The 25,583-nt window shown below is 69.7% G+C and carries 20 protein-coding genes; 3 read left to right on the forward strand and 17 right to left on the reverse strand.

Going from position 1 to position 25,583, the window contains the following annotated elements; all coding sequences use genetic code 11:
* Nucleotides 1-109 precede the first annotated feature (109 nt).
* Together ACEXOR_RS06780 and ACEXOR_RS06785 are read right to left on the reverse strand one after the other, a co-directional pair.
* The gene (locus ACEXOR_RS06780) at nucleotides 110-1,591 is read right to left on the reverse strand and encodes an MFS transporter (protein WP_374848698.1); all 1,482 of its coding nucleotides are present in this window, start codon (nucleotides 1,589-1,591) and stop codon (nucleotides 110-112) included.
* Nucleotides 1,588-2,190 (reverse strand): PadR family transcriptional regulator, encoded by a 603-nt coding sequence (locus tag ACEXOR_RS06785; RefSeq protein WP_374848699.1) that lies wholly within the window; start codon nucleotides 2,188-2,190, stop codon nucleotides 1,588-1,590. The genes ACEXOR_RS06780 and ACEXOR_RS06785 overlap by 4 nt, the downstream gene beginning before the upstream one ends.
* A gap of 140 nt (nucleotides 2,191-2,330) precedes the next feature.
* On the opposite strand from ACEXOR_RS06785, the gene xylB reads away from it, so the two are divergent.
* Complete coding sequence (gene xylB / locus ACEXOR_RS06790) at nucleotides 2,331-3,770, forward strand: xylulokinase (protein WP_374848700.1); 1,440 nt, start codon at nucleotides 2,331-2,333, stop codon at nucleotides 3,768-3,770.
* A 56-nt stretch (nucleotides 3,771-3,826) separates the two neighbouring features.
* Here the strand turns inward: xylB and nrdF are convergent, their stop codons facing one another.
* From nrdF to ACEXOR_RS06815, 5 genes are all read right to left on the reverse strand, one after another.
* The gene (gene nrdF / locus ACEXOR_RS06795) at nucleotides 3,827-4,813 is read right to left on the reverse strand and encodes a class 1b ribonucleoside-diphosphate reductase subunit beta (protein ID WP_374848701.1); all 987 of its coding nucleotides are present in this window, start codon (nucleotides 4,811-4,813) and stop codon (nucleotides 3,827-3,829) included.
* Nucleotides 4,814-4,850: 37 nt separating this feature from the next.
* A complete protein-coding gene (gene nrdE, locus ACEXOR_RS06800) occupies nucleotides 4,851-7,082 on the reverse strand; it encodes a class 1b ribonucleoside-diphosphate reductase subunit alpha (protein ID WP_374848702.1) in 2,232 nt (743 codons plus the stop codon).
* Nucleotides 6,983-7,387, reverse strand: coding sequence for a class Ib ribonucleoside-diphosphate reductase assembly flavoprotein NrdI (nrdI, locus tag ACEXOR_RS06805; protein ID WP_374848704.1), 405 nt, complete (start codon nucleotides 7,385-7,387; stop codon nucleotides 6,983-6,985). The genes nrdE and nrdI overlap by 100 nt, the downstream gene beginning before the upstream one ends.
* Before the next feature lie 4 nt (nucleotides 7,388-7,391).
* Nucleotides 7,392-7,631 (reverse strand): glutaredoxin-like protein NrdH, encoded by a 240-nt coding sequence (nrdH, locus tag ACEXOR_RS06810; protein WP_259529652.1) that lies wholly within the window; start codon nucleotides 7,629-7,631, stop codon nucleotides 7,392-7,394.
* Nucleotides 7,632-7,983: 352 nt separating this feature from the next.
* Nucleotides 7,984-8,493, reverse strand: coding sequence for a MarR family winged helix-turn-helix transcriptional regulator (locus tag ACEXOR_RS06815; RefSeq protein WP_374848705.1), 510 nt, complete (start codon nucleotides 8,491-8,493; stop codon nucleotides 7,984-7,986).
* Between the two features lie 40 nt (nucleotides 8,494-8,533).
* Here ACEXOR_RS06815 and ACEXOR_RS06820 point away from each other — a divergent pair, with 40 nt between their 5' ends.
* Complete coding sequence (locus tag ACEXOR_RS06820) at nucleotides 8,534-9,517, forward strand: DMT family transporter (protein WP_374848707.1); 984 nt, start codon at nucleotides 8,534-8,536, stop codon at nucleotides 9,515-9,517.
* Between the two features lie 28 nt (nucleotides 9,518-9,545).
* Nucleotides 9,546-11,321 carry a M1 family metallopeptidase gene (locus ACEXOR_RS06825; RefSeq protein WP_374848708.1) on the forward strand — a complete coding sequence of 592 codons (1,776 nt, stop codon included), beginning with the start codon at nucleotides 9,546-9,548 and terminating at the stop codon, nucleotides 11,319-11,321.
* Nucleotides 11,322-11,392: 71 nt separating this feature from the next.
* On the opposite strand, the gene ACEXOR_RS06830 is transcribed toward ACEXOR_RS06825, so the two are convergent.
* From ACEXOR_RS06830 to ACEXOR_RS06875, 10 genes are all read right to left on the reverse strand, one after another.
* Nucleotides 11,393-12,670 carry an FAD-binding protein gene (locus tag ACEXOR_RS06830; RefSeq protein WP_374848710.1) on the reverse strand — a complete coding sequence of 426 codons (1,278 nt, stop codon included), beginning with the start codon at nucleotides 12,668-12,670 and terminating at the stop codon, nucleotides 11,393-11,395.
* Nucleotides 12,671-12,684: 14 nt separating this feature from the next.
* On the reverse strand, nucleotides 12,685-13,842 hold the full coding sequence (locus ACEXOR_RS06835) for a cystathionine gamma-synthase (RefSeq protein ID WP_374848711.1): 1,158 nt from the start codon (nucleotides 13,840-13,842) through the stop codon (nucleotides 12,685-12,687).
* A 31-nt stretch (nucleotides 13,843-13,873) separates the two neighbouring features.
* Nucleotides 13,874-15,241, reverse strand: a complete 1,368-nt coding sequence (locus ACEXOR_RS06840) for a cystathionine beta-synthase (protein ID WP_374848713.1) — start codon at nucleotides 15,239-15,241, stop codon at nucleotides 13,874-13,876.
* A gap of 214 nt (nucleotides 15,242-15,455) precedes the next feature.
* On the reverse strand, nucleotides 15,456-16,883 hold the full coding sequence (locus tag ACEXOR_RS06845) for a mechanosensitive ion channel domain-containing protein (protein ID WP_374848714.1): 1,428 nt from the start codon (nucleotides 16,881-16,883) through the stop codon (nucleotides 15,456-15,458).
* Nucleotides 16,884-16,887: 4 nt separating this feature from the next.
* Nucleotides 16,888-19,080: an adenylate/guanylate cyclase domain-containing protein gene (locus tag ACEXOR_RS06850; RefSeq protein ID WP_374848715.1), complete on the reverse strand. Its 2,193-nt coding sequence runs from the start codon at nucleotides 19,078-19,080 to the stop codon at nucleotides 16,888-16,890.
* Between the two features lie 136 nt (nucleotides 19,081-19,216).
* A complete protein-coding gene (locus tag ACEXOR_RS06855) occupies nucleotides 19,217-20,428 on the reverse strand; it encodes a cupin domain-containing protein (protein ID WP_374848716.1) in 1,212 nt (403 codons plus the stop codon).
* A 167-nt stretch (nucleotides 20,429-20,595) separates the two neighbouring features.
* Complete coding sequence (gene araA / locus ACEXOR_RS06860; RefSeq protein ID WP_374848717.1) at nucleotides 20,596-22,119, reverse strand: L-arabinose isomerase; 1,524 nt, start codon at nucleotides 22,117-22,119, stop codon at nucleotides 20,596-20,598.
* Entirely contained in the window at nucleotides 22,116-22,838 is a 723-nt protein-coding gene (locus ACEXOR_RS06865) for an L-ribulose-5-phosphate 4-epimerase (RefSeq protein WP_374848719.1), read from the reverse strand. The genes araA and ACEXOR_RS06865 overlap by 4 nt, the downstream gene beginning before the upstream one ends.
* Complete coding sequence (locus tag ACEXOR_RS06870) at nucleotides 22,835-24,430, reverse strand: xylulokinase (protein WP_374848720.1); 1,596 nt, start codon at nucleotides 24,428-24,430, stop codon at nucleotides 22,835-22,837. Before ACEXOR_RS06870 ends, ACEXOR_RS06865 begins: the two co-directional genes overlap by 4 nt.
* Before the next feature lie 115 nt (nucleotides 24,431-24,545).
* On the reverse strand, nucleotides 24,546-25,577 hold the full coding sequence (locus tag ACEXOR_RS06875; RefSeq protein ID WP_374848722.1) for a LacI family DNA-binding transcriptional regulator: 1,032 nt from the start codon (nucleotides 25,575-25,577) through the stop codon (nucleotides 24,546-24,548).
* Nucleotides 25,578-25,583 lie beyond the last annotated feature (6 nt).

Consider the following 25,583-nt stretch of genomic DNA (forward strand, 5'->3'; position numbering starts at 1 on the left):
CTTTCGTTCATGGCGGCCGAGTTGCCGCGGGTAACGACGTTAGCCGTTGCCCGCGGCCGAGCGCAAGGGTTTTCTCAGGATCGTGCTCGCTCGCGCACGCCCCGGGTGCTCAGTACCCGGTCGAGGTACGCCGGGGCAGGGCGAAGACGAGCAGGAACGCCAGCACCGCGAAGCCTGTGCTGACGGCCATCGCCACGGCCGAGCTGTTCACGAAGCCGGTGGCGAGAGCATCCGGAGACCCCTGCCCGACGACCAGCGAGCCGAAGAACACGCTGCCCACGACGGCGATGCCAATCGCGCTGCCGACGCGCTGCATGGCGCTGATGACGCCCGACGCCGAGCCGGCCTCTTTGCGGTCGACGGTGGCGACGATGAACTGAGCGTTCGGGGCGATGAACAGGCCGTTACCGGCGCCGGCGACCAGCAGCGGGGCGAGCAGCAGCCAGTTGGTGAGATCGGCCGGCGGGGTGACGAGCAGAATGACCCAGATGGCGGCCAGGCCCACTACGACGGCCGCCGTGCCGATCACGAGCACCGTGCGGCCGAGCCTCTGGGCGAGCCGGGAGCTCTGGCTCGAGCCGACGATGGAGCCGATGGCGAAGGGGATCGACACGGCGCCCGACTCGAGCGCCGTGTGGCCGAGACCGGCCTGCCAGAGCAGCGAGATGGTGAAGAAGATGCTGGTGAACGAGGCGAAGTAGACCAGGGCGAGCACGACTCCCCCGGTGAAGGCCGGGTGGCGGAACAGGCTCGGCGGCACGAGGGGCACCTTGTCGCGGCGGGTGTACCGCACCTCCCAGGCGCCGAACGCGACGAGCAGCAGCACCCCGGCCACGAGCGAGAGGATGGTCCAGAGCGGCCAGCCCTCGTCCTGCCCCTCGATCAGCGGCACGAGCAACGCGACCAGGGCGGCCGAGACGAGCACGAGCCCCACCCAGTCCAGCGCGAGCTTCGGACGCTCGGCCGGGGCGCCGTCGGCGGCGGCCGTTCGGGCGGGCAGCAGGAAGACCGCGGCGACGAGGGTGGCCAGCCCGATGGGCAGGTTCACGCCGAACACGAGACGCCAGCCCGACTCCTCACCGAAGGCCTGGATGATCAGGCCGCCCACGATGGGCCCGAGCGCCGACGAGACGCCGATGACGGCACCCATGATGGCGAAGGCCTTGCCACGGGAGCGCGGGGGGAACAGCAGCTGGATGAAGGCGGTGACCGACGGCACGAAGATGCCGCCGGCGAGACCCTGCACCACGCGGGCCACGATGAGCTGCGTGCTGTCCTGCGCGAGACCGCAGGCGAGGCTCGCCACCGTGAACAAGGCGAGGCCCGTGAAGAAGACCCATTTGTGGCCGATCCGGTCGCCGATGCGGCCGGCCGGAATGAGCGCGAGCCCGAAGGCTAGGGCGTAGCCGGAGATGATCCAGGAGAGGGTCGCCTCCGAGGCATCGATGCTCGTGCGGATCGTGGGCAGGGCCACGTTCACGATGGTGGTGTCGAGCAGGGCGATGAACATGCCCGCCAGCAGCACGATCAGGGCCCGCCAGGCGCGGGCGGGAACGGCGGCGGTCGCCGGGTTCACGGTGGTGTCGGTCATGAGGTGGGCGCCTTTCGGGGTGAGACGGGTTCGGGGAGGCTGCCGTGCCGGCGGCGCTCATCGGCGACGATGTCGGGTACGGCGGCGAGGAGACGTTCGTGCGAGGCGATCTCGGCGACGATGCGGTCGGCCCGGTGCTGCATCACCCAGGTCTCGGCCGCCGACAGATAGGGAGCGGCACGCTCCTGGCGCGCGCTCTGCTCGGCCAAGAGCTCCCGGAGCGCCGAGAGCCTCGCCTCGAGCTCGGAGGCGAACTCGTCGAGCCTGTCGGGATCGAGGCGCGCGACGGCCAGGTCGAAGGGATCGTGCTTCATCACGATGGTGCGCAGACCCTCCTCGCGGAGCGCGGCCAGGGCGCTGCGGCCCTCGGCGGTGATGGCGAACACCTGGCGCTCGGGATAGGTGCCTTCGCGCTCCACGCGCTCCTCTTTGATGAGCCCCTCTGCCGTGAGGCGCTTGAGGGCGCCGTAAAGGGCGCCGACGCTCACGTCGGTCCAGAGGTGCACGCGCTCCTCCTCGCCCAGCAGGCGGAGCTGATGGCCGTGCATCGGCCCCCGGGCAGCGAGCGAGCCCAGCACGAAGAGACGAAGTGGCGACACGCGACTACTCTCGCACGAGTAGTTCGAATTGCCAAGCCCGGCATCCGGAGCGGCTCTCGGATTGCCCCGAGGGGCTCGGTCGAATATGTTGTGAACGCGAACTTTTTCCGACCCACGGCTCAGGCCACCAGGAGACACCAATGACGCTCGTCGCCGGCATCGACTCATCCACCCAGAGCTGCAAGGTCGTGATCCGCGATCTCGACAGCGGCGAGCTGCTGCGCCAGGGCCGCGCCTCGCACCCCGCCGGAACCGAGGTCGATCCGGCCGCCTGGTGGGAGGCGCTGCTGTCGGCGATCTCCGCGGCCGGCGGGCTCGACGACGTGGCCGCCCTCGCCATCGCGGGCCAGCAGCACGGCATGGTGGTGCTCGACGAGTCGGGCGAGGTGGTGCGCCCCGCCCTGCTCTGGAACGACACCCGGTCGGCCCCCGCCGCCCGCGCCCTCATCGAGGAGTTCGGCGCCGCCGGCATGGCCGCCCGCACCGGGTCGGTGCCGGTGGCCTCGTTCACGGCCACGAAACTGCGCTGGCTGCGCGACGCCGAACCGTCCAACGCCGCTCGCGTGGCCGCGGTGGCGCTGCCGCACGACTGGCTCACGTGGCGCCTGCGGGGCTACGGGCCCGCATCCGTCGCCCCTCTCGGGCCGGTGCTCGACGAGCTCGTCACCGACCGCTCCGACGCGAGCGGCACCTCGTACTGGAACCCGCGCACCGGCGAGTACGACCGGGAGCTGCTGGTCGCGTGCCTCGGGCACGATGCGGTGCTGCCTCGAGTGCTCGGACCCGCCGAACCAGCCGGTCAGACCGTGGCCTTCACGGCATCCGGGATCTCGATCCCCGCCGGCGTGGTGCTGGGCGCCGGCGCCGGCGACAACGCGGGGGCCGCTCTCGGCCTCGGCGCCACCGAGGGCGACGTGGTGGTGTCGATCGGCACCAGCGGCACCGTGTTCGCCGTGACCGGGGAACCGTCCGCCGACGAGACCGGCACCGTGGCGGGGTTCGCGGATGCGTCGGGGGCTTTCCTGCCGCTGGTCGCCACCCTGAACGCGGCGCGTGTGCTCGACTCCACCGCCGCCCTGCTCGGCGTCGACCACGCCGAGCTCGGCACGCTGGCCCTCCAGGCCCCCGCCGGGTCGGACGGACTCGTGCTGCAGCCCTACTTCGAGGGCGAGCGCACGCCCAACCTGCCCACCGCCACCGCCACGCTGTTCGGCATGACGCTGGCCTCCACAACGCGGCCCAACCTGGCGCGCGCCTCGATCGAGGGGCTGCTCTGCGGCCTGGCCGACGGGCTCGACGCCGTACGCCGGGTGGGCGTGGTGCCCACGCGCATCCTGCTGATCGGCGGGGCGGCGTTCAACCCGGCGGTGCAGGCCGCGGCAGCCCAGGTGTTCGACGTTCCGGTGGCGGTGCCCGAGCCCGGCGAGTACGTGGCCGACGGCGGGGCCGTGCAGGCCGGCTGGGCGCTCACGGGCGCGCGGCCGACCTGGACGGTGTCGCTGGCGGCCTCGCCGGCGCCCGACCACCGGCCCGTCATCCGGGAGCAGTACGCGGCGCACGCGGCGGCTGTTCAGGGCTGAAACACGATCGGGCCCCTCCCGGAGGAGGGGCCCGATCGTGGGAGTGGAGGGACGGGTTAGAAGTCCCAGTCCTCGTCTTCGGTGTTGACGGCCTTGCCGATGACGTACGAGGAACCCGAGCCCGAGAAGAAGTCGTGGTTCTCGTCGGCGTTCGGCGAGAGCGCCGACAGGATGGCCGGGTTCACGTCGGTGACCTGCTTCGGGAACATGGGCTCGTAGCCGAGGTTCATCAGCGCCTTGTTGGCGTTGTAGTGCAAGAACTTCTTGACGTCTTCGGTGAGGCCCACCTCGTCGTAGAGGTCCTGCGTGTACTGGATCTCGTTCTCGTAGAGGTCGTAGAGCAGCGAGAAGGTGTAGTCCTTCAGCTCGTCGCGCTTGGCCTGATCGACGAGCTCCAGCCCGCGCTGGAACTTGTAACCGATGTAGTAGCCGTGCACGGCCTCGTCTTTGATGATGAGGCGGATGAGGTCGGCCGTGTTCGTGAGCTTCGCGTGCGACGACCAGTACATCGGCAGGTAGAAGCCTGAGTAGAACAGGAAGCTCTCGAGCAGCGTCGAGGCCACCTTCCGCTTCAGCGGGTCGTCGCCGTGGTAGTAGTCGAGAACGATCGACGCCTTCTTCTGCAGGTTCGGGTTCTCGACCGACCAGCGGAACGCCTCGTCGATGTCTTTGGTGTTCGAGAGCGTCGAGAAGATCGACGAGTACGACTTCGCGTGCACCGATTCCATGAACGCGATGTTCGTATACACGGCCTCCTCGTGCGGGGTGAGCGCATCCGGGATCAGCGAGACCGCGCCCACCGTGCCCTGAATGGTGTCGAGCAGGGTGAGGCCCGTGAACACGCGCATCGTGAGCTGCTGCTCGGCCGGCGTGAGCGTGTTCCACGACTGCACGTCGTTCGACAGCGGCACCTTCTCGGGCAGCCAGAAGTTGTTGACGAGGCGGTTCCAGACCTCGACGTCTTTATCGTCTTGGATGCGGTTCCAGTTGATCGCCTGCACCTGATTGATGAGCTTGAGCGGCCCGGAGGGAGGAGGGGTCATGTGTCTATTCTCTCGGTCTTAGATCTACAGATGTCGATCAGAGCATGCAGCTGACGCAGCCGTCGACCTCGGTGCCTTCGAGGGCGAGCTGGCGCAGACGGATGTAGTAGATGGTCTTGATGCCCTTGCGCCAGGCGTAGATCTGCGCCTTGTTGATGTCGCGCGTGGTGGCGGTGTCTTTGAAGAACAGCGTGAGCGAGAGGCCCTGGTCGACGTGCTGCGTGGCCGCGGCATAGGTGTCGATGATCTTCTCGGCGCCGATCTCGTAGGCGTCGTCGTAGTACTCGAGGTTGTCGTTCGTGAGGAACGGCGCCGGGTAGTACACACGCCCGATCTTGCCCTCCTTGCGGATCTCGATCTTCGAGGCCACCGGGTGGATCGACGACGTCGAGTTGTTGATGTACGAGATCGATCCCGTGGGCGGCACGGCCTGCAGGTTCTGGTTGTAGATTCCGTGCGCCTGGATGGACGCCTTCAGCTCGAGCCAGTCGGCCTGCGTGGGGATGTGAATGTTCGAGTCGGCGAAGAGCGACGCGACGCGCTCCGTGGCGGGCTGCCACGCGACATCCGTGTACTTGTCGAAGAACTCACCGGATGCGTAGGTGCTGTCTTCGAAGCCGTCGAACTTCTCGCCGCGCTCGATGGCGATCGCGTTCGAAGCCCGCAGGGCGTGGAAGAGAACGGTGTAGAAGTAGATGTTCGTGAAGTCGACACCCTCCTCCGAGCCGTAGAACACGCGCTCACGGGCGAGGTAGCCGTGCAGGTTCATCTGGCCGAGGCCGATGGCGTGCGACTTGTCGTTGCCGTCTTCGATGGAGCGCACCGAGGTGATGTGCGACTGGTTCGACACCGAGGTGAGGCCGCGGATGGCGGTCTCGACGGTCTTGCCGAAGTCGGGCGAGTCCATGGTGAGCGCGATGTTCAGCGAGCCCAGGTTGCACGAGATGTCTTTGCCGATGTGGTCGTACGACAGGTCTTCGTTGTAGGTCGTGGGCGTGTTCACCTGCAGGATCTCGGAGCACAGGTTCGACATGTTGATGCGGCCCTTGATGGGGTTCGCCTTGTTGACGGTGTCTTCGTACATGATGTACGGGTAGCCCGACTCGAACTGGATCTCGGCCAGGGTCTGGAAGAACTCGCGGGCCTTGATCTTGGTCTTGCGGATGCGCGGGTCGTCGACCATCTCGCGGTACTTCTCCGTGACGGAGATGTCGCCGAAGGGCAGACCGTAGACCTTCTCGACGTCGTACGGCGAGAAGAGATACATGTCCTCGTCGTTCTTGGCGAGCTCGAACGTGATGTCGGGCACCACGACACCGAGCGAGAGGGTCTTGATGCGGATCTTCTCGTCGGCGTTCTCGCGCTTGGTGTCGAGGAACTTCATGATGTCGGGGTGGTGCGCGCTGAGGTACACGGCACCCGCACCCTGACGGGCGCCGAGCTGGTTGGCGTAGCTGAAGGAGTCTTCGAGCAGCTTCATCACGGGGATGATGCCCGAGGACTGGTTCTCGATCTGCTTGATCGGGGCGCCGGCCTCGCGGATGTTCGACAGCAGCAGGGCCACGCCACCGCCGCGCTTGGACAGCTGCAGCGCGGAGTTGATGCCACGGGCGATCGACTCCATGTTGTCTTCGATGCGCAGCAGGAAGCAGGAGACGAGCTCGCCGCGCTGGGCCTTGCCCGTGTTCAGGAACGTGGGGGTGGCCGGCTGGAAGCGGCCGCCGATGATCTCCTCGACGAGGTTGGTGGCCAGCTGCTCGTCGCCCTGGGCGAGACCGAGCGCGGTCATCACCACGCGGTCTTCGAACCGCTCGAGGTAGCGCTTGCCGTCGAAGGTCTTGAGCGTGTAGCTCGTGTAGTACTTGAACGCTCCGAGGAAGGTGTCGAAGCGGAACTTCTTCGAGTACGCCAGGTCGTTCAGCTGCTGGATGAACTCGAACGAGTACTCATCGAGCACGGCCTTCTCGTAGTACTCCTTCTCGACCAGGTAGTCGAGGCGCTCCTTCAGGTTGTGGAAGAAGACGGTGTTCTGGTTGACGTGCTGCAGGAAGTACTGCTTCGCGGCCTCTTTGTCTTTGTCGAACTGGATCAGTCCGTTCTCGTCGTAGAGGTTCAACATCGCGTTCAGCGAGTGGTAGTCGAGCGCCGGCGCGGCCAGCGGCGCATCGATCAGTGTTGCTTCCACAGTCTGTCCAATCCATTCTGAACGGCCTCGCGGTCGTCCGGGGTTCCGAAAACTTCGAATCGATAGAGGAGGGGCACCTTGCATTTGCGCGCGACGATGTCGCCCGCGAGGCAGTAGGCCTCACCGAAATTGGTGTTGCCCGCGGCGATCACACCGCGGATGAGGGATCGGTTGTCTTCTTCGTTGAGGAAGTGGATCACCTGTTTGGGAACCGCCCCCGCCCCGTTGCCCCCGCCATAGGTGGGGAGCACGAGCACGTAGGGCGACGTCGCCGTGAGCTTCTCTTCGCGGGCGTAGATCGGGATGCGCGAAGCGGGCCGACCGAGAGACTCGACGAAGCGGTGGGTGTTGCCGGAGACGCTCGAGAAGTAGACGAGGTCGTCGGTCACCGGCTCAGGCCGTGACGCGGCTGGCCAGCTCGGCGATCTTGTCGGGGCGGAAGCCCGACCAGTGATCGCCCTCGGAGGTCATGACGACCGGAGCCTGCAGGTAACCGAGCTCCTTGACCGTCTCGAGAGCCTTCTCGTCGACCGAGAGGTCGAAGATCTCGAACTCGAGACCCTTGTTCTCGAGGGCACGGTAGGTGGCCGTGCACTGAACACAGGATGGCTTCGTGTAGACCGTGATTGCCATAAGTGAGGCACCTTTCTCGAGCGTCGAACAACAGGGAAATCTGTGGTTGAACCGGCCGCGAACCCCTGTTTTCAGGGTGTCCGGCTCCGGGACTTCAATACTACATCTAGTTGTCAGCCCTGGATAGCACCCCTAGATGAAGTGTTACACCGGTGTAATTATCCACAGGCCGCCCCTTTCTGTGCACAGCTTTTCGTACCCGGAATCCACAGGCTGATCCGCGGAAAATCAACCCTCCGCGCCCGCCTGTGGAGACAGCGGATGCGATGGCCTGAGGATAACTTCGGCATCCGACATCCGACGCGTCCGGCGTGTCGCGATGCCGGCCACCAGATGTGGTGGTGGCCGCCGTCTACGCGGAGTGGTCGCCGTCGTCGAGCTCGGCCAGCCAGCCCGACAGGATGCGCTCGAGATCGCGCCGGTCGCGTTCTCCGAGCGTGGCCACCAGTCGCGCCTCGTTCTCCATGTGCGCGGCGAAGGCCTCGTCGATCAGGCGCCGCCCGTCGGCCGTCAGCGCCACCACCCTCCGCCGCCCGTCACCGCCGGCCGACCGTCGCACCACGAGGCCGGCCGCCTCGAGGCGGTCCAGACGCTTGGACATCGCCCCGGTGGTGACCATGGTGTGCTGGGCGAGCTCACCGGGCGCACGCTCGAAGGGTTCTCCGGCCCGGCGGAGCGTGGCGAGCACGTCGAACTCGCCCTCGCCGAGCCCGAAACGCTCGTACACCGGAACCAGCTCGGCCGTCAGCCGGGCCGCCAGGCGGTGCAGGCGACCGATCACCCCCTGCGGCGACACGTCGAGGTCGGGCCGCTCGCGGCGCCACTCCTCTTGAATGGACGAGACCCGGTCGACAGCACTCATGCCATCGACTATATCTTCCCTGGAAGCTATAGTAACTTCCATGGAAGCTACTTGGCGCTGGGTCGCCGTCACCGCGATCGCCCCGATCGCGTGGGGCTCGAACTACTACGTCACCCGGCAGTTCCTGCCCGACGACGCCCCGTTGTGGGGTGCCGTGCTGCGCGCCCTGCCGGCGGGGCTGGTGCTGCTCGCCGTGGCGCGTGAGCTGCCGCGCGGCTCGTGGTGGTGGCGGGCGGGGGTGCTGGGCACCCTCAACGTGGGCGCGTTCTTCGTGCTCATCTACGCGGCCTCCCAGCTGCTGCCGACGAGTCTCGCCTCGACCGTGATGGCCACCTCGGCGGGAGTGCTCATGCTGCTGGCCTGGCCGCTGCTCGGCGAGCGCCCACGGGTGACCGGCGTGCTCGGTGCGATGGTGGGGTTCGGCGGGGTGGCGGTGATGCTCGGGGGCGCGGCGGGCGTGACCGGCACCGGCGGGTCGATCCCGCTCGGGGTCGGGGCGTCGCTCGCGGCGATGCTGCTGTCGTCGACGGGATTCGTGCTGTCGAAGCGCTGGTCGTCGGATGTGCGCATCCTGCCGCTCACCGCCTGGCAGCTGCTCGCCGGCGGCCTCGTCGTGCTGCCCGCCGCCCTCGTGCTGGAGGGGGCGCCGCCGATTCTCGACGGTGCCGCGGTGATCGGCTTCGGCTACGTCTCGCTGATCGCCACGGCGCTGGCCTTCGCGGCCTGGTTCGCGGGACTGAGGCATCTGCCGGCCGGGTCGGTGGGACTGATCGGCCTGCTGAACCCGGTGACGGGAGTGGTGCTCGGCACGGTGCTGGCCGGCGAGGTGTTCGGCCAGGCGCAGGCAGTGGGCACGGCGCTGGTGCTGGGCGGAGTGCTGCTCGGGCAGCTCAGGCCGGAGCGGCTCCGGCGCGGTCGGCGACCACTCCTGCACAGGCCGCCCCGTGTCAACGTCTCGCGACAGGATCACCGAACCGGTGGCGTGTGCGACTCGGGGTCGGATAAGGTCTCGACACCGAACTGAGATGGGGATTTCTGTGACGAGTTGTGTATTGGCGGCCACTGGTTTCGAGTCGTGGCCATGGGTGGCCGGGCTCGGGCTGCTCGCCATCGGGGGCGGCATCGCCGCCTGGCTGCTGTTCGGGCGCGGGTCGGGCAAGGCGAAACCGGTCGTGTTCGCCGCCGTGCCGCTCCTCGTGCTCGCGCTCCTCGTGTCGGGCGGCCTCTCCCCCGCACCGGCCAACGCCGCGAACCCGTGCCCGCCCACACCGTCGGCTCCCAGCACGCCGGGTGCACCCATCGCCACGCCCGAGCCCACCGGTTCGCCGGTCGACTACCTGCCCGGAGCCGCGGGCATCGGCGACGCCTACTTCCCGCTCGACGGCAACGGCGGCTACGACGTCCAGCACTACGCCCTCGACCTCGGCTACGACCCCGCCAGCGGGGTGCTCTCGGGCACGGCCGCCATCACGGCCGTGGCCACCCAGAACCTCTCGACCTTCAACCTCGACTTCGACACGCGCGACGTCGACGGCACCGACGCCATCACCGTCTCGGCCATCACGGTCGACGGCGAGCCGGCCGACTGGAGCCTGGCCTCCACGCAGATCAGCGCCGACACCGGCCAGCCGCAGGTCGACGGGTCGACGGATGCGGACGCCACTCCGCCGCGCACCGAGCTCACCGTCATCCCGCTCTCGGGAATCCCCGCCGGGGCCACCGTCACCACCGTGGTCGCCTACAGCGGAGTGCCGATCGAGATCGACGACGCGTACGGCCTGGCCGGAGTGTTCACCACGCCCACCGGCGCCGTGATCGTGGGTCAGCCCCGGGTGGCCGCCACCTGGTTCCCCGCCAACGACCACCCGTCTGACAAGGCCACCTTCTCCACCCGCATGACGGTGCCAGAGGGCCTCCAGGTGATCGGCAACGGCCGGCTCGCCTCCACCACCACGGCCGGGGGAACGAGCACGTTCGACTGGGAGATGGACGAGCCGATGGCCACGTATCTCGCCACGGCCACGCTCGGCGACTACGAGGTGTCGAGCGAGCCAGGCGCCGATGGCATCACCTACTACGACGCCATCGACCCCACACTGTTCAGCCGGGACGTCAGGGGCGCACCGGGCGTCAAGGTGGGCGACGTGGCCAAGGAGATCTTCGGCAGCGAGCCCGAGGTCATCGCCTTCCTGTCGACGTACTTCGGCGCCTACCCGTTCGACGAGGCCGGCGGCATCGCCATCGGCTACATCGGCGAGAAGACCGATCCCGAGACGGGCGAGACCTCCCCGGTCGACCTGGAGTACGCGCTCGAGAACCAGACCCGGCCGATCTACCCGGCCTGGGCCTTCCCCGAAGACGCCGATCCGGCAGTCGTCGTGCACGAGCTCGCGCACCAGTGGTACGGCGACAGCCTGTCGATGCAGCGCTGGTCGGACATCTGGCTGAACGAGGGCTTCGCCACCTACGCGGAGTGGCTCTGGGCCGAGAGCCAGGGCGGGCCGACCACGCAGGAGGCCTTCCAGGACGCGTACGACTCCATCCCCGCCGGCGACTCCCTCTGGCGGACCGAGGTGGCCGACCCGGGGGCCGCGGGCATCTTCGACGGCGCGGTCTACACCCGCGGCGCCATGACCCTGCAGGCCCTTCGAACCGAGGTGGGCGACCCGGCGTTCCTCAGCATCATCAAGGGCTGGGCCACCGAGCATGCCGGCACCTCGGTGTCGACCGCCCAGTTCGTCGACTACGCCGAGTCGGTCTCGGGTCGCGACCTCACGGCCTTCTTCGACACCTGGATCTACTCGACGGGCAAGCCAGCCCTCGACTGACCCGGCCGGGTAGCGCGAACGGCCCCTTCCCGACCGGGAACGGGGCCGTTCACGCTACCCCGGCGCGAGCTCTACCGGGGCAGGTCGAGCACGCGCTCGAGGTAGGCGTTGCGGAAGCGGCGCTCGGGGTCGAACGAGTCGGCGAGCTGAACGAACTCCGGAGCGCGCTCGTACCGCGCCGTCACCGACGCGGCATCCAGCGTGAACCACTTGCCCCAGTGCGGCCGGGCCTCGAACGGCGCGAGCGCCGCCTCGATCAGGGGCAGCAGCTCCCGCACGGCCTCGGGATGCGGCAGCCAGGTGAAGTGGATGGCGAGGCTCTCCCGCCGGTAGGCGGTGCTCAGCCAGAGCTCGTCGGCCGCGATGGTGCGCAGCTCCGTGACGAGCAGATGGGGCAGGATGCGATCGGCGAGCGCCCGCACGGCCAGCAGGGCGGCACGCGCATCCGCCCGCCCCACGAAGTACTCGGTCTGGATCTCGTCGCCCGCGCTCGGCGTGACGTCGGCCCGGAAGTGCGGCAGCCGCTCCGACCAGGGGCCGGGCACCCCGCCCTGCACCGTGGTGTTGTCGAGGTCGTCGCCGGCCGGCGACATCACCTTCGAGCCGGCGGGCCGGGCGCCGAAGAAAGAGTCGTCGAAGGCGAAGCCCGCGGCAGGCAGCTCGTCGAGCCGCGACTTGACCCAGGCCTGCTTGAACCCGGCCGCCGACCAGTCGCCGAACAGGCTCACGCTGTAGGCGGCCCCCAGGATGTCGTCGATCGACTCCAGCACCGTGATCCAGGGCAGGTCGACGAAGATGTCCTGCCGCATCGTGTAGCTCGGCTGGATGTCGAGGGTCACGCGCGTCACGATGCCGAGCGCTCCGAGGGCGACGACCATCCCTTCGAACCCGGAGTCGCCGCGCGCGATGCGTCGCACCGCTCCGGTGCCGTCGACCAGCTCGAGGGCGGCCACGGCGGAGGCCAGGTTGCCGTTGCCGACTCCCGAGCCGTGGGTGCCGGTCGCCACCGCGCCCGCCACCGAGATGTGCGGCAGCGAGCCGAGGTTGTGCAGGGCCCAGCCGCGCGGCTCGAGGAAGGCGTTGAGCTCGGCGAACCGCACCGCACCGCTCACCGTGACCGTGCGGGCAGCCTCGTCGATCTCGGGGTCGACCCCCTCGGAGAGCTCGTCGAGCGAGACGAGCACCCCGCCGGAGTCGGCGATGTCGTTGAAGGAGTGCCGCGAGCCGAGGGCGCGAACCCGCGTCGAACCGCGCACGATCGACACGAGCTCATCGAGCGAGGTGGGCGCGAGCAGTGCCGACGCGGTGTAGTCGTACGTACCGGCCCAGGTGGAGCCCGCTGCAGTCATCCGGAGACCCGCGTTCAGCGACGCGGGAGCGCGCGGTCGATGTCGGCGATCAGGTCGTCGACCGCCTCGATGCCCACCGAGAGTCGGATGACGTTCTCGGGAACCTCCAGCGGGGTGCCCTTCACCGAGGCGTGGGTCATCTCCGAGGGGTAGCTCACGAGCGACTCGACGCCACCGAGCGACTCGGCGAGCTGGAACACCCTGGTCGACTCGGCGAACTTGCGGCCCGCCTTCGGCCCGCCCTTGAAGGCGAGCGAGATCATGCCGCCGAACGAGCGCATCTGCCGCTTCGCGAGCTCGTGGCCGGGGTGCTCGGGGAGGCCGGGGTAGTACACGGTGTCGAGGGCCGGATGTCCGACCAGATGCTCGGCGATGGCCTGCGCGTTGGCCGAGTGACGGTCCATCCGCACCGCGAGTGTCTTGATGCCCCGCACGGTGAGCCACGCGTCCATCGGGCCGGAGACCCCGCCCGAGGCGAACTGCAGGAAGCGGATCTTCTCCTCCAGCGCGTCGTCGTTCAGCACCACGGCGCCGCCCAGCACGTCGGAGTGGCCGCCGAGGTACTTCGTGGTGGAGTGCACCACGATGTCGGCGCCGAGCGCGAGCGGCTGCTGCAGGTAGGGCGAGGCGAAGGTGTTGTCGACCACCACGAGGGCGCCGGCCGCGTGGCCGATCTCGGCGAGTTCGGCCACGTCGCTGATCTTCATCAGCGGGTTCGACGGGGTCTCGAGCCAGAGCAGCTTGGTGCTGCCACCGGCCACGGCCTTCGCCACGGCGGACAGGTCACTCATCTCGACGACGACGTTCTCCACCCCCCACTTGCCGTGGATGCGTTCGATCAGCCGATGGGTTCCGCCGTACACGTCGTTGCCCAGCACGATGCGGTCGCCGGGCTCGAGCAGCGCCCGCAGCAGGGCGTCTTCGGCGGCCAGGCCCGAGGCGAACGAGAGTCCGTGCTTCGCGCCCTCGAGCGAGGCGATCAACGTCTCGAGCGAGCTGCGCGTGGGGTTGCCGCCGCGGGTGTATTCGTAGCCGTTGCGGAAGCCGCCGATGCCGTCCTGCACGAAGGTGGAGGTGAAGTAGACGGGCGGGATGATGGCGCCGGTGGTGGGGTCGAACTCCTGACCGGCGTGGATGGCGCGGGTCTCGAAGGCGTCGGTGTTCTTGGCCATGGTGATGTCCTTAACGAATTGGGGAAGCGGTTCAGGCTTCGGCGAGGAAGGTGAGGAGGTCTTGGCGCGTGATCACCGAGACGGGCTTGCCGTCGTCGGAGACCAGCAGGGCGCTGGACTGGGTGAGGGCCTGGCGGGCGGCGGCCACCGGCTCGTTCGCGCCGATCAGCGGGAGGGCGGGAGCCACGAAGCCGGCCACGGTGTCGCTCATGCTGGCGTTGCCGCCGAACACCTCGTCGAGCAGGTTCTGCTCGTCGAGCGAGCCGATCACCTCACCCATCACCACGGGGGGTTCGGCCGAGAGCACGGGCAGCTGCGACACCCCGTAGGTGGCCATGATCTCGATCACGTCGTGCACGGTGTCGCCGGGGTGGGCGTGCACCAGAGCCGGCAGCTCGCCGCTCTTGCCCCGCACGATGTCGCGCACCGTCGAACCGGTGGGCGAATTCGTGAAGCCGTAGCTGCGCATCCACTTCTCGTTGAAGATCTTGCCGAGGTAGCCGCGACCGCCGTCGGGGAGCAGCACCACCACCACGGCCTCGGCGGGCAGGTCGCGCGCCGCTTCGAGGGCCGCCGCCACCGCGAGGCCGCTCGAGCCCCCCACGAGGAGGCCCTCTTCGCGGGCGAGGCGTCGGGTGAGGTCGAACGAGGTGGCGTCGCTCGCGGCGATGATGCGGTCGACCACCGAGCCGTCGTAGGCGGCGGGCCAGAAGTCCTCTCCCACGCCCTCCACGAGGTAGGGCCGGCCTGTTCCGCCGGAGTACACCGAGCCCTCGGGGTCGGCGCCGATGACCTGCACCGCGCCGCCCGAGACCTCCTTGAGGTAGCGCCCCACGCCGCTGATGGTGCCGCCGGTGCCCACCCCCGCCACGAAGTGGGTGATCTGCCCCTCGGTGTCACGCCAGATCTCGGGGCCGGTGGTCTCGTAGTGGCTGAGCGGCCCGTTCGGGTTCGAGTACTGGTTGGGCTTGAAGGCGCCGGGGATCTCGCGGGCCAGCCGGTCGGAGACGGAGTAGTAGGAGTCCGGGTCCTCCGGAGCGACCGCGGTGGGGGTCACCACGATCTCGGCGCCGTAGGCGGTGAGCACGTTGCGCTTGTCCTCGCCCACCTTGTCGGGCAGCACGAACACGCAACGGTAGCCGCGCTGCTGGGCCACCAGGGCGAGGCCGATGCCGGTGTTGCCCGAGGTGGGCTCCACGATCGTGCCGCCCGGCTTCAGGAGACCGTCACGCTCGGCGGCGTCGATGATGCGGGTGGCGATGCGGTCTTTCGACGACCCGCCGGGATTGAGGTACTCCACCTTGGCCAGAACGGTGGCCCGGATGCCCTCGGTGACGCTGTTGAGCTTCACGAGCGGGGTGTTGCCGACGAGGTCGATGACGCTGTTCGCGTACTTCATTGCGGTGTCCTTGATGGGGCTCGCAGCCGCTTCGTGCCGATCTCGGCACGGCGCGCGCTGAGGAGCGGCGACGGGGGGCGGTGGCTGGGGCGGTGACGAATCAGGTCTGCCGGAGAGCCCGGCTGGGAGAGGTCGTCGCTCAGCGACGACAACAGAGACGATTCAGGAACACCCTTCCACCTTAGCCCATCGCCCCTGCGCAAAGGCGTGGAGATCAGCCGTCCAGCAGGCGCGACCGCGAGGCGGCGAGCGCCTCGGCGAGCGCCTCGCGTGCCCGGGCCCGACGCCGGTCGATGGTGAGGCTGATCTCCTTCGCGAGCGCCGGGTGCCGATGCACGAGAGAGTCGATCACCTCGGTGGGAACCCGCAGCACCGTGAGCGGGGTGAGAGCGGATGCGCGGGAGATCGTCTTCTCCCGGGTGAGCGCGGTCTGCCCCACGTAGTCGCCGCGTTCGAGCGTGCCGAGGGCCAACTGCCCGCCGTCGACCACCACGGAGGTGCCGATCGCTCCGTCGAGTACGACCCGTACGGCGCTCGGCACGAGCCCCTCACGTTGCACCACCTCGCCGGCCGCATAACGCTCCAGCGCGCACGAGGCGGCGATCTCGGGAACGTCGGCCGGGCGCACGCGCAGCACGGCGGCCACCTCGGAGACAGCGGCGGCGACGGCCTCCGGGGTGTTGGCCGGGTCGCCCGTGGAGCCCGCGTGGTGCAACGGGGAACGCCGGGCGGCGTACCAGAGCCAGGTGGCGAACACCGCGAGGGCGTCGTCGGCGACGGCCGGGCCGAGCACGGGGATGCCGACCGAGTACTCCCCTTTTCCGGTGTAGGCCACCGAGGCGCGCACGGCCGGGTCGGCGAACGGCAGGTCGCCCGCGATCTGGCGCAGCAGTGCCACCACCTCGTGCGGGGCGTCGTCGACGCCGAACGTCACGGCGGTGGTGGCGAGGTAGGCGCCGGGGGTCTGGGAGAGATTGGTGAACGACGCACCCGCGAGCGAGGCGTTCGGCACGATCTGCACCCCCTCGTCGGTCTCGATGTGCACCGCCCGCCAGTTCACCTCCACCACGCGGCCCCGCACCCCGCCGGCCTCGAGCCAGTCGCCGAGCCGGAACGGCTGCTCGAACAGCAGCAGCAGGCCCGAGACCACCGAGCCCACGGCGCTCTGCAGTGCGAAGCCGATCACCACGGAGGTGACACCGATGGCGGCGAACAGGCCACCGACATCCGCCCCCCACACCCACCAGAACAGGATGGCGAGACCCACCACGATGAGCAGCAGCCGGGTCAGGTCGACGAAGATCGACGGCAGCCGTTCACGCCAGGTGCCGGGCCGGGCGTGGCCGAACAGCACGACGTTGAACGACGAGAGCACCAGCAGGATGACCAGGAAGCCGAACACGGTGGCCACCACCCGCACCCAGGTGAGCTCCACGGTCACCGAGCCGGCGAACGCCAGCAGGGCGAGCAGCGCTCCCACCGGCAGCACGAGGTTGCGCAGCAGGCGTACGGGCTTGGCGGCGGGGCTGCCGCGGCGCACGAGCAGGCCCAGCACCTCGGTGAGCACGATGAGCAGCACCGGGAGGCCGACGGCCACCAGCACGGCCCCCACGAACCACGGCTCGTTCCAGAACTCGAGCACGGCGTTACTCCTGCACGAGCTTCCACACCGGCTCGGAGCCGGAGCCGGTGTCCACGGTGTCGGCCGCCTCGAAGACGAGCGCGTCGGCCATCGTCTCCCGCACCCGATCGGTGACGAAGACACCGGCCGTGGCCTGGCCGCCCTGCACCCGACCGGCGAGACTCACCGCCTCGCCCCACATGTCGTAGGCCACGTTGGTGCGCCCGACGAGACCGCTCGTCACCGGCCCGGAGTCGATTCCGGCGCGGAGCGCCAGCGACGTGCCGTTCGTCACGTTGAACCGGGCCAGCACCCGCTCCATCTCCACGGCGAAGTCGATCATCCGGCGGGCGTTGTCGACCCGCGGCACCACGAGCCCGCAGCTGGCCAGATAGCCCTCGCGGAGCGTGCGCACCCGCTCGATACCGGTGCGCTCGGCCGCGTCGTCGAAGCCGCGCAGCAGCTCGTTGAGGTGGCGCACCTCGGCGTCGGGCGAGAGGCCGGCCACGAAGTCGTCGAAGCCCACGATGTCGGCGAAGAGCACCGCCACGTCGTCGTGCACCAGGGCGATGGTGTCCTCGCCGCCCCGATAGCGCTCCGCCACCGCATCCGGCATCAGGGTTCTGAGCAGCCTCTCGTTCTCCGACCGCTGGGCGTCGAGCAGGTCCTGCTTGAGCTGCAGGGTGCGACTCATGTCGTTGAAGGCGTAGGCCAGGTCGCCGAACTCGTCACGGGAGCGCTGCGGCACCTCGACCCCCAGCTCGCCGCCCGCCACCCGCCGTACCGCGGTGACGAGGCCCCGCACCGGGCGGGCGAACACCTGGGCGAGCACCAGCGAGAGCAGAGACACCAGCACCAGGATGCCGGCGATGGTGAGCACGAGGTTGCGGGCGAAGTCGGCCACCGGCGCGAAGGCCTCTGCCGTGTCGATGCTCGCCACCACCACCCAGTCGATGCCCTCGATGGGCACGGGCGTGTAGGCGGTGAGCACCTCGTGGCCGAGGTAGTTGGTCTCGACGATCGTTCCGGTCTCGCCCTTCAACCCGCGTTCGACGGCCTGGGAGCGCACGGGCTGCAGCAGCACCGTGCCCTGCACCTCGGCGATGCGCTCGGCGGTGGCCACGGGCGTGCCGGCGGAGATCGCCTGCTGGGCGTAGTCATCCGGATGCTCCAGCACCGACCTCGAGACCGAGCGCATCAGCTGATCGGGCCCGACGAGGTACGACTCGCCCGTCTCCCCCAGGCCCTCGGCCTGCCAGTTGCCACCGGCGGTCATGGTGGTGTTCAGCACGGACAGCGGGAACTGCACGGCGAGCACCCCCACCACGCCGTCGCCGTCGCCGAGGGGTGAGGTGCCCCAGGCCGTCGGGATGTCGAGCGAGGGCTGGTAGCGCTCGAAGTCGGTGAGCCCCACGTAGTCGAGGGTGTTGGAGGTGAGCGCCTCGGTGTAGGCGCCCGCGAGCGAGCTGCCGGCGTAGGGGCCGTCGAGCACGTTCGTGCCGAGGTCGACCCCCTTGTAGACGGAGTAGACCACGTTGCCCTCGGTGTCGAGGATCAGCATGTCCTCGTAGCCGAAGCGTTCGGCGGCGTCGCGGAAGTAGGGGTTGTACTCGGCGTTCGCCGCGCTCCAGGCGCTGCCGTCGCCCGCGTCGTCCAGTGCCGCCGCGGCGTCGTAGTCGGTGAAGGGCGCGGTGTAGAGCGACTGCAACGCGATCTGGGCGGTGGTGCGGGGCGTGAACAGCGACGGTTCGGTGTCCTGGCCCGATCGCGCTTCGTAGGCCGGCACGAACACGTCGCTGTAGTAGGCGTCGACCGTCGCCCGCTGCTCGGCCGTCGAGGTACCGGCCTCCAGCGCGTCGAAGCCGGCGGTGAACTGCTTCGCCGCGTTCACGGCCGTCTGACCCTTGCTCTCGAGCACGAGGGTGTCGGTGACGTTCTCGAACAGCGTCTTGACGGCGAGCGACCGCGCCTCGCGCACGTTCGTGAGCTCGTCGAACGCGGCGTCGCGCAGGCTGTCGGTGCCCGAGACGTAACCCACCGCGCCCACCAGGAGCGTGCTGCCGACACTCACCGAGAGCAGCATGATGAGCAGCTTCGACTGGATGCTCAACCCGCCCCGCCGGCGGCGCGCGGGCGCGCTCGATGCGGCTGCGGCTCCGGCTGCGTGGCCGGTCTCCGCGGCTGCTCCGGCTCCGGCTCCGGATGGCGTCGACGTCACGTGATCCCCCGATCGCGGTGCTCCCCACCTGAGCACCTCAGTCAGAGACTAGTGGCGCGCGAATCGCACGCGCCACCGGTGGTTCTCCGGGCGGCAGTGGCCCGGCCCCCGTTCTGGGGCCGGGCCACCCGCGCGATCAGCGAAGCGGCGTGATCCCCTGGGTGCGCCGGGCGAAGCCCGCCAGCACGTCCTCCGGGATGTTCAGGTGCGCGCTCACCAGCGACGGCGGCAGGTGCCCGAGCCAGTTCGCCAGCGACACCTCCTCGTAGTGGTCGCTCTTGAACGTCTCGAGGAACACCAGGGTCTCGTCGCCGGTGTTCTCGATGTAGTGCCCGAGGTTGCGCTTCACCACGCCCACGTCGCCGGCCCGGAAGTCGGTGGTGTTCGCGTGCGGGCCGGTGTTGAACACCGTCATGCGGCCCTGGCCCTTGAGCCAGTACTGCCACTCGTCGGCGTTCGGGTGCCAGTGCAGCTCGCGCATCGATCCGGGCTCGATCGTGACGAGCCCGGCCGCGATGGTCTTCGACGCGGGGAAGTTCGAGCTGTCGGCGAGCTGGATCTTCCCGCCGCTGTTCTGGTAGGCCGGCTCCGAGCGCGAGAGGCGGAAGATCACCGCCTCGGTGCCCGGCTGCACGCCCGCCGCAGCCCGGTCGGCCTCGAGGTCGCCCGGCACATCGCCGGGGAAGATCCAGAGGTTGTGCAACGGGATGTCGGCGAACGCCTCCTGGGCGACGCCGAAGTTCTTCGCCAGCACCTCCGGCGGGGTGTGGGCGAACCAGTCGGTGAGCAGCAGGGTGTTGCTCTCCGACTGCGCGCCGTCGTCGAAGGCGAGCACGAACTCGGCGCCATCCGGACCGAGGCCCTGCAGCGAGTGCGGCAGACCGGGCGGGAAGTACCACAGGTCGCCCTCCTGCACGTCTTCCACGCTCGGCAGGCCCTCGCGGCTCAACGTGGTGATGCGGCAGTTTCCGCGCGTCATCAGCGCCCACTCGGCGGTCTGGTGCCAGTGCAGCTCCCGGATGCCGCCGGCCTCGAGGTACATGTTCACGCCGGCGATCTCATCCGAGATGGCGAAGTCGGGCTGCGTGAGTTCACGCGCCCAGCCGCCGCGCTGCACGCGCCGCGGGGAGATGTTGAACGACGACCAGAAGAACTGCTGGGTGCTGATGTCGGTGGCCGGAGCGTCGATCTGGTTCGGGAACTGGCTCTCGATCACCGGGTTCTGCGGCCCGGTCATCACGGTCGCCGTGGGGTCGTCGACCGTGTTCACCTCACCCTCCTGGGGCAGGTCGGGGTTGCCGAAGCGCGGGGTCTCGTGGTGTGGTGTGGCGTCGTCGGTCGAGGTCATCGTCGTCTCCTTCCGCCGGCGACAGGGGGCGGCACCGGCAGTGCGAGTCTTCCGGCCGCGCCGATCGGGGGGAAGGGACGTTTGTCGCACGCGCCTCAGACGACGGATGCCCGTGCCGAATCACTCGGCACGGGCATCCGCTTCTCGCAGTCGGACTCTGTCGGGAGCTACAGACCCTGCGCCAGGCGGTAGTACGCCTGGTTCCAGCGCACCTCGTTCTGGAAGCCACGGAGCGTGGTCTCGGCGTCGATGCGCAGCAGCTCGGTCTTCGCGATGGTGGCGAAGTCCTCGAACACCTCGATGCCCACGGCGGTCGACATCACGGTGTGGTGCGCGGCACCGGCGGTGAGCCAGGCGGCCGCCGACACGGCGAACGACGGCTCGGGGCGCCAGACGGCACGACCCACCGGCAGGTTGGGCAGCGGAGCGCGCGGCGGCACGACCTCGACGACGTTCGCCACCAGGCGGAAGCGGTCGCGCATGTCGCTGAGCGCCACCACCACGGCCGGGCCGGGGTCGGCCGTGAACACCAGGCGCACCGGGTCGTCCTTTCCGCCGATGCCCAGCGGGTGGATCTCGAGGGTGGGCTTGGCCGTGGTGAGCGAGGGGCTCACCTCGAGCATGTGGGCGCCCAGGATGGTCTCGGCACCGTCGACGAGGTCGTAGGTGTAGTCCTCCATCAGGCTCGCGCCACCGGGCAGGCCGGAGCCCATCACGTTGGCCGCACGCACGAGGACGGCGGTCTTCCAGTCGCCCTCGGCGCCGAAGCCGTAGCCCTCGGCCATCAGGCGCTGCACGGCGAGGCCGGGCAGCTGCTTGAGGGCACCGAGGTCTTCGAAGCTCGTGGTGAACGCGCCGAAGCCACCCTCCTCGAGGAACGAGCGCAGGCCCAGCTCGATGGCGGCCCCGTCACGGAGCGACTGGTGACGGTCGCCCCCCTTCCGCAGCTCGGGCGCGACGTCGTAGAGCTCCTCGTACTCGGCGACCAGCGCATCCACCGCCGCCGTGTCGGCCTCGGCCAGCGTGACCGCCTCGACGAGCTCGTTCACGCCCCAGGTGTTCACCTGCACGCCGAAGCGCAGCTCGGCCTCGGTCTTGTCACCCTCGGTCACCGCCACGAAGCGCATGTTGTCGCCGAAACGGGCGAGCTTGAGGGTCTTCACGGCCTGCCAGCCGGCGGCGGCGCGCGCCCACTGACCGATCTGGTCCTGCACCCGGCGGTTGGTGGCGTGGCCGACCACGGTCTTGCGGGCGACTCCGAGGCGGGTCTGGATGTAGCCGAACTCCCGGTCGCCGTGGGCGGCCTGGTTCAGGTTCATGAAGTCGAAGTCGATCTCGGCGTAGGGCAGCTCCACGTTGGCCTGCGTGTGCAGGTGCAGCAGCGGCTTCTGCAGGGCGTCGAGCCCCGCGATCCACATCTTGGCGGGGCTGAAGGTGTGCATCCACGCCATCACGCCGATCACCTTGTCGTCGGCGTTGGCGTCGAGGGCCGCGCGGCGGATGGACTCGGAGTCCTTCAGCACGGGCTTCCACACGAGCTTCACCGGGATGGCGTCGGCGCCGTCGAGGGTGGCCACGATCTGCTGCGACTGCTCCGCCACCTGGCGGAGGGTCTCCTCGCCGTAGAGGTTCTGGCTGCCGGTGAAGAACCAGATCTCGTAGGCGTCGAGGGAGGTGGTGAGTTTGGTCAATTGAGTGATCCCGTCGGGTCTTGTCCGTAGACGTTCTGGTAGCGGTTGAAGAGGGAGTCGATCGCCGGCTGCGGGATCGGGTTCGGTGTGCCGAGCTGGCGGGAGAACAGCACGGAGCGGGCCACGTCCTCCACCATCACGGCCGCCTTGACGGCGTCGCGCGCGTCCTTGCCGATGGTGAACGGGCCGTGGTTCTTCATCAGGACGGCGCGCGAGCGGTGACCGCTCAGCGTCTCGACGATGCCCCGGCCGATGGAGTCGTCGCCGATGATGGCGAACGGGCCGATCGGGATCTCGCCGCCGAACTCGTCGGCCATGGCGGTGGTGACGCAGGGGATGGGCTCGCCGTAGGCCGCCCAGGCCACCGCGTAGGGCGAGTGCGTGTGCACCACGCCGCCCACCTCGGGCATGTTGCGGTACACGTAGGCGTGCGCGGCGGTGTCGCTCGAGGGCGAGCGGTCGGAGCCGGGCGAACCGGCCACGACACTGCCGTCGAGGTGGCAGAGGATCATGTTCTCGGGCGTCAGCTCGTCGTAGAGCACGCCGCTCGGCTTGATCACGAACAGGTCGGCTCCCGGCACGCGGCCCGAGACGTTGCCGCCCGTCCACACCACGAGGCCGTAGCGCACGAGTTCGGCGTGCAGGGCGGCCACGTCGGTGCGGATGCGGTCGACGGCGGCCTGCACCTCGGTCGAGAGTCCGGGTTCGGTTTCGGTCATCGGTTGGTTCCTTCCAGCGAGAGGGATGCGACGGCGGCCTGCTCGACGGCGAGCCCGTCGCGGTAGCGGTCGAGGTAGGTGGCGAAGCCGGCGACGTCGGCGGCGTCGGGGTCGGCGGTCTCGAACGTGGCGCCGCCGAAGACGCTCTCGCCCAGGTACGCGGCGAGGCTCCGGCCCGCGCCGTCGCGCACGAAGGCGGCGAGCACGGCGATGCCCCAGGCGCCGCCCTCCGAGGCCGTCGCGGCCACCGAGACGGGTGCGTCGAGCGCTCCGGCCAGGAAGCGCTGGGCGACGCCCGCGGTGCGGAACATGCCCCCGTGGGCGAACATCCGGTCGAGGGCGACGCCTTCGCCGTCGAGCACCCGCATGCCCAGGGCGAGGGTGCCGAACACCCCGTAGAGCTGGGCGCGCATGAAGTTGGCGAGAGTGAAGCGGCTGTCGGGCGTGCGCACGAACAGCGGCCGGCCCTCGGTGAGACCGGCGATCGGCTCGCCCGCCAGGTGGTTGTAGGCGAGCAGGCCGCCGGCATCCGCGTCGCCCGCGAGCGCCTCGCGGAAGAGGGTGTCGAAGGCCTCGTCGGCCGTGGCGCCCGAGAACTGGGCGAACAGGCCCACCCAGGCGGCGAGCTCGCTGGCGCCGTTGTTGCAGTGCACCATGGCCACCGGGTCGCCCGCCGGGGTGGTGACGAGGTCGAGCTCGTGGTGCTGCTCGGCGAGGGGATGCTCGAGCACCACCATCGCGAAGATGCTGGTTCCGGCGCTGACGTTGCCGGTGCGCGGCGCCACCGAGTTCGTCGCCACCATGCCCGTGCCGGCGTCGCCCTCCGGCGGGCAGAACACGGCCCCCGGGCGGATGGCGCCGGTCGGGTCGAGCAGCGCGGCCCCGGCCTCGGTGAGCTCGCCCGCGGATGCGCCGGCCGGCAGCACGGCGGGCAGCAGCTGGGCGAGCGCCAGGTTCGGAGCGGTCTCGCGCACGAGCTCGTCGTAGCGCTCGACCAACGCGGCGTCGTACGTGGTGGTCGACGAGTCGATCGGGAACATGCCCGAGGCGTCGCCCACCCCCAGCACGGAACGGCCGGTGAGCTCGCGGTGCACGTAGCCCGCGAGAGTGGTGATCGAGGCGATCTCGGCCACGTGCGGCTCGTGGTCGAGCACGGCCTGGTGCAGGTGCGCGATCGACCAGCGCAGCGGGATGTTCACCCCGAACAGCGCGCTCAGCTCGGCCGCCGCGGGGCCGGTGGAGGTGTTGCGCCAGGTGCGGAACGGCACGAGCAGCTCGCCGGCCGCGTCGAAGGCGAGGTAGCCGTGCATCATGGCCGAGACGCCGATGGCGCCGTACGCCTCGGGGCGCACGCCGTAGCGGCGCTCGATGTCGGCCACGAGGTCGGCGTGGGCGGCCTGGATGCCCGACCAGACGCTCTCGAGCGAGTACGTCCAGGTGCGGTCGACGAACTCGTTCTCCCAGTCGTGGCTGCCCACGGCCAGCACCTCGGCGGGGTCGTCGCCGACCAGACAGGCCTTGATTCGCGTCGACCCCAGCTCGATGCCGAGGGCGGCCCGGCCACCGGTGATCGCGTCGATCGGGTCGCTCATGCGCCGTGCTCGCTCGTGCTGTGCTCGCTCATTTTCTGGGGCTCCTTCGGCTCAGAGTCAGGCTATGTGATCGATCACATCGCGATCACACATCGGAGTGTACGGCATCCGCCTGTCAGGGTGAAGACCGCCGGGGAGCACCCGTCGACGCACGCGCCACGAGCTGGGGCCGCACCGACCGACCGGGGTCGGCGTCATCCAGCAGCCGGGCCAGCGCCAGGCGGCCCGACTCGGCGAAGTCCTGCCGCACGGTGGTGAGCGGGGGCAGGTAGTGGGCGGCCTCCGGGGTGTCGTCGAAGCCCACCACGCTCAGGTCGCGCGGCACCACGAGGCCGAGGTCGTGGGCGGCGTGCAGCAGCCCGAGCGCCATCTGGTCGTTCGCCGAGAACACGGCGGTCACGCCCTGACCGATCAGCTCGCGGCCCGCCCGGTACCCCGAGGGTGCGCTCCAGTCGCCGGCCACCACGGGGCCGGGCTCCAACCCGACGGCGGCCAGCTCGGCGGCGAAGCCCGCCTGGCGGCTGTCGGCGTCGATCCAGTCGGCGGCCCCCGCGAGATGGCCGATGCGGCGGTGGCCGAGCCCCGCCAGGTGGGCCGTCGCCACCCGGGCGCCCTCCACCTGGTCGAGGGCGAGCTCGGCCCCGTCGACGGCGCTGAGCGTCTGCAGCGTCACGTACGGGATGGTGAACGACAGCTGCGACAGCGTCTGCAGCACCTGCCGCTGCGGAGCAACCACCACCAGCCCCTCGGCCGACAGGTCGACGAGGTGGTTCAGGGCCTCGTCGATCGAGGCCTGGTCGAGGCCGTCGGCGTTCGCGATGCTCACGCTGTAGCCGCGGGCTCGCGCCGCGGTCTCCACGGCGGCCGTGCTCGAGGCCGGTCCGTACTCCCCGCTCGACGTCGAGAGGATGCCGATGATGCGCGATCGGCTCGTCACGAGCGCACGGGCCGCCCGGTTCGGCCGGTAGTTCAACTCGTGCATCGCGTCGAGCACCTTCTGGCGGGTGGCCGGGCGCAGGCTCGGGTGATCGTTCAGCACCCGGGACACCGTCTGGTGCGACACGCCCGCGGCCTTCGCCACGTCGAACACGCTCGCGGCACGAACGCGGGCCGGTGGCCGCTCCGTGCCGTCCGCCGCGTTCACCATGGGCCC

It is taken from the genome of Herbiconiux liangxiaofengii (genome assembly GCF_041927335.1).
Taxonomy (GTDB): Bacteria; Actinomycetota; Actinomycetes; order Actinomycetales; family Microbacteriaceae; genus Herbiconiux; species Herbiconiux liangxiaofengii.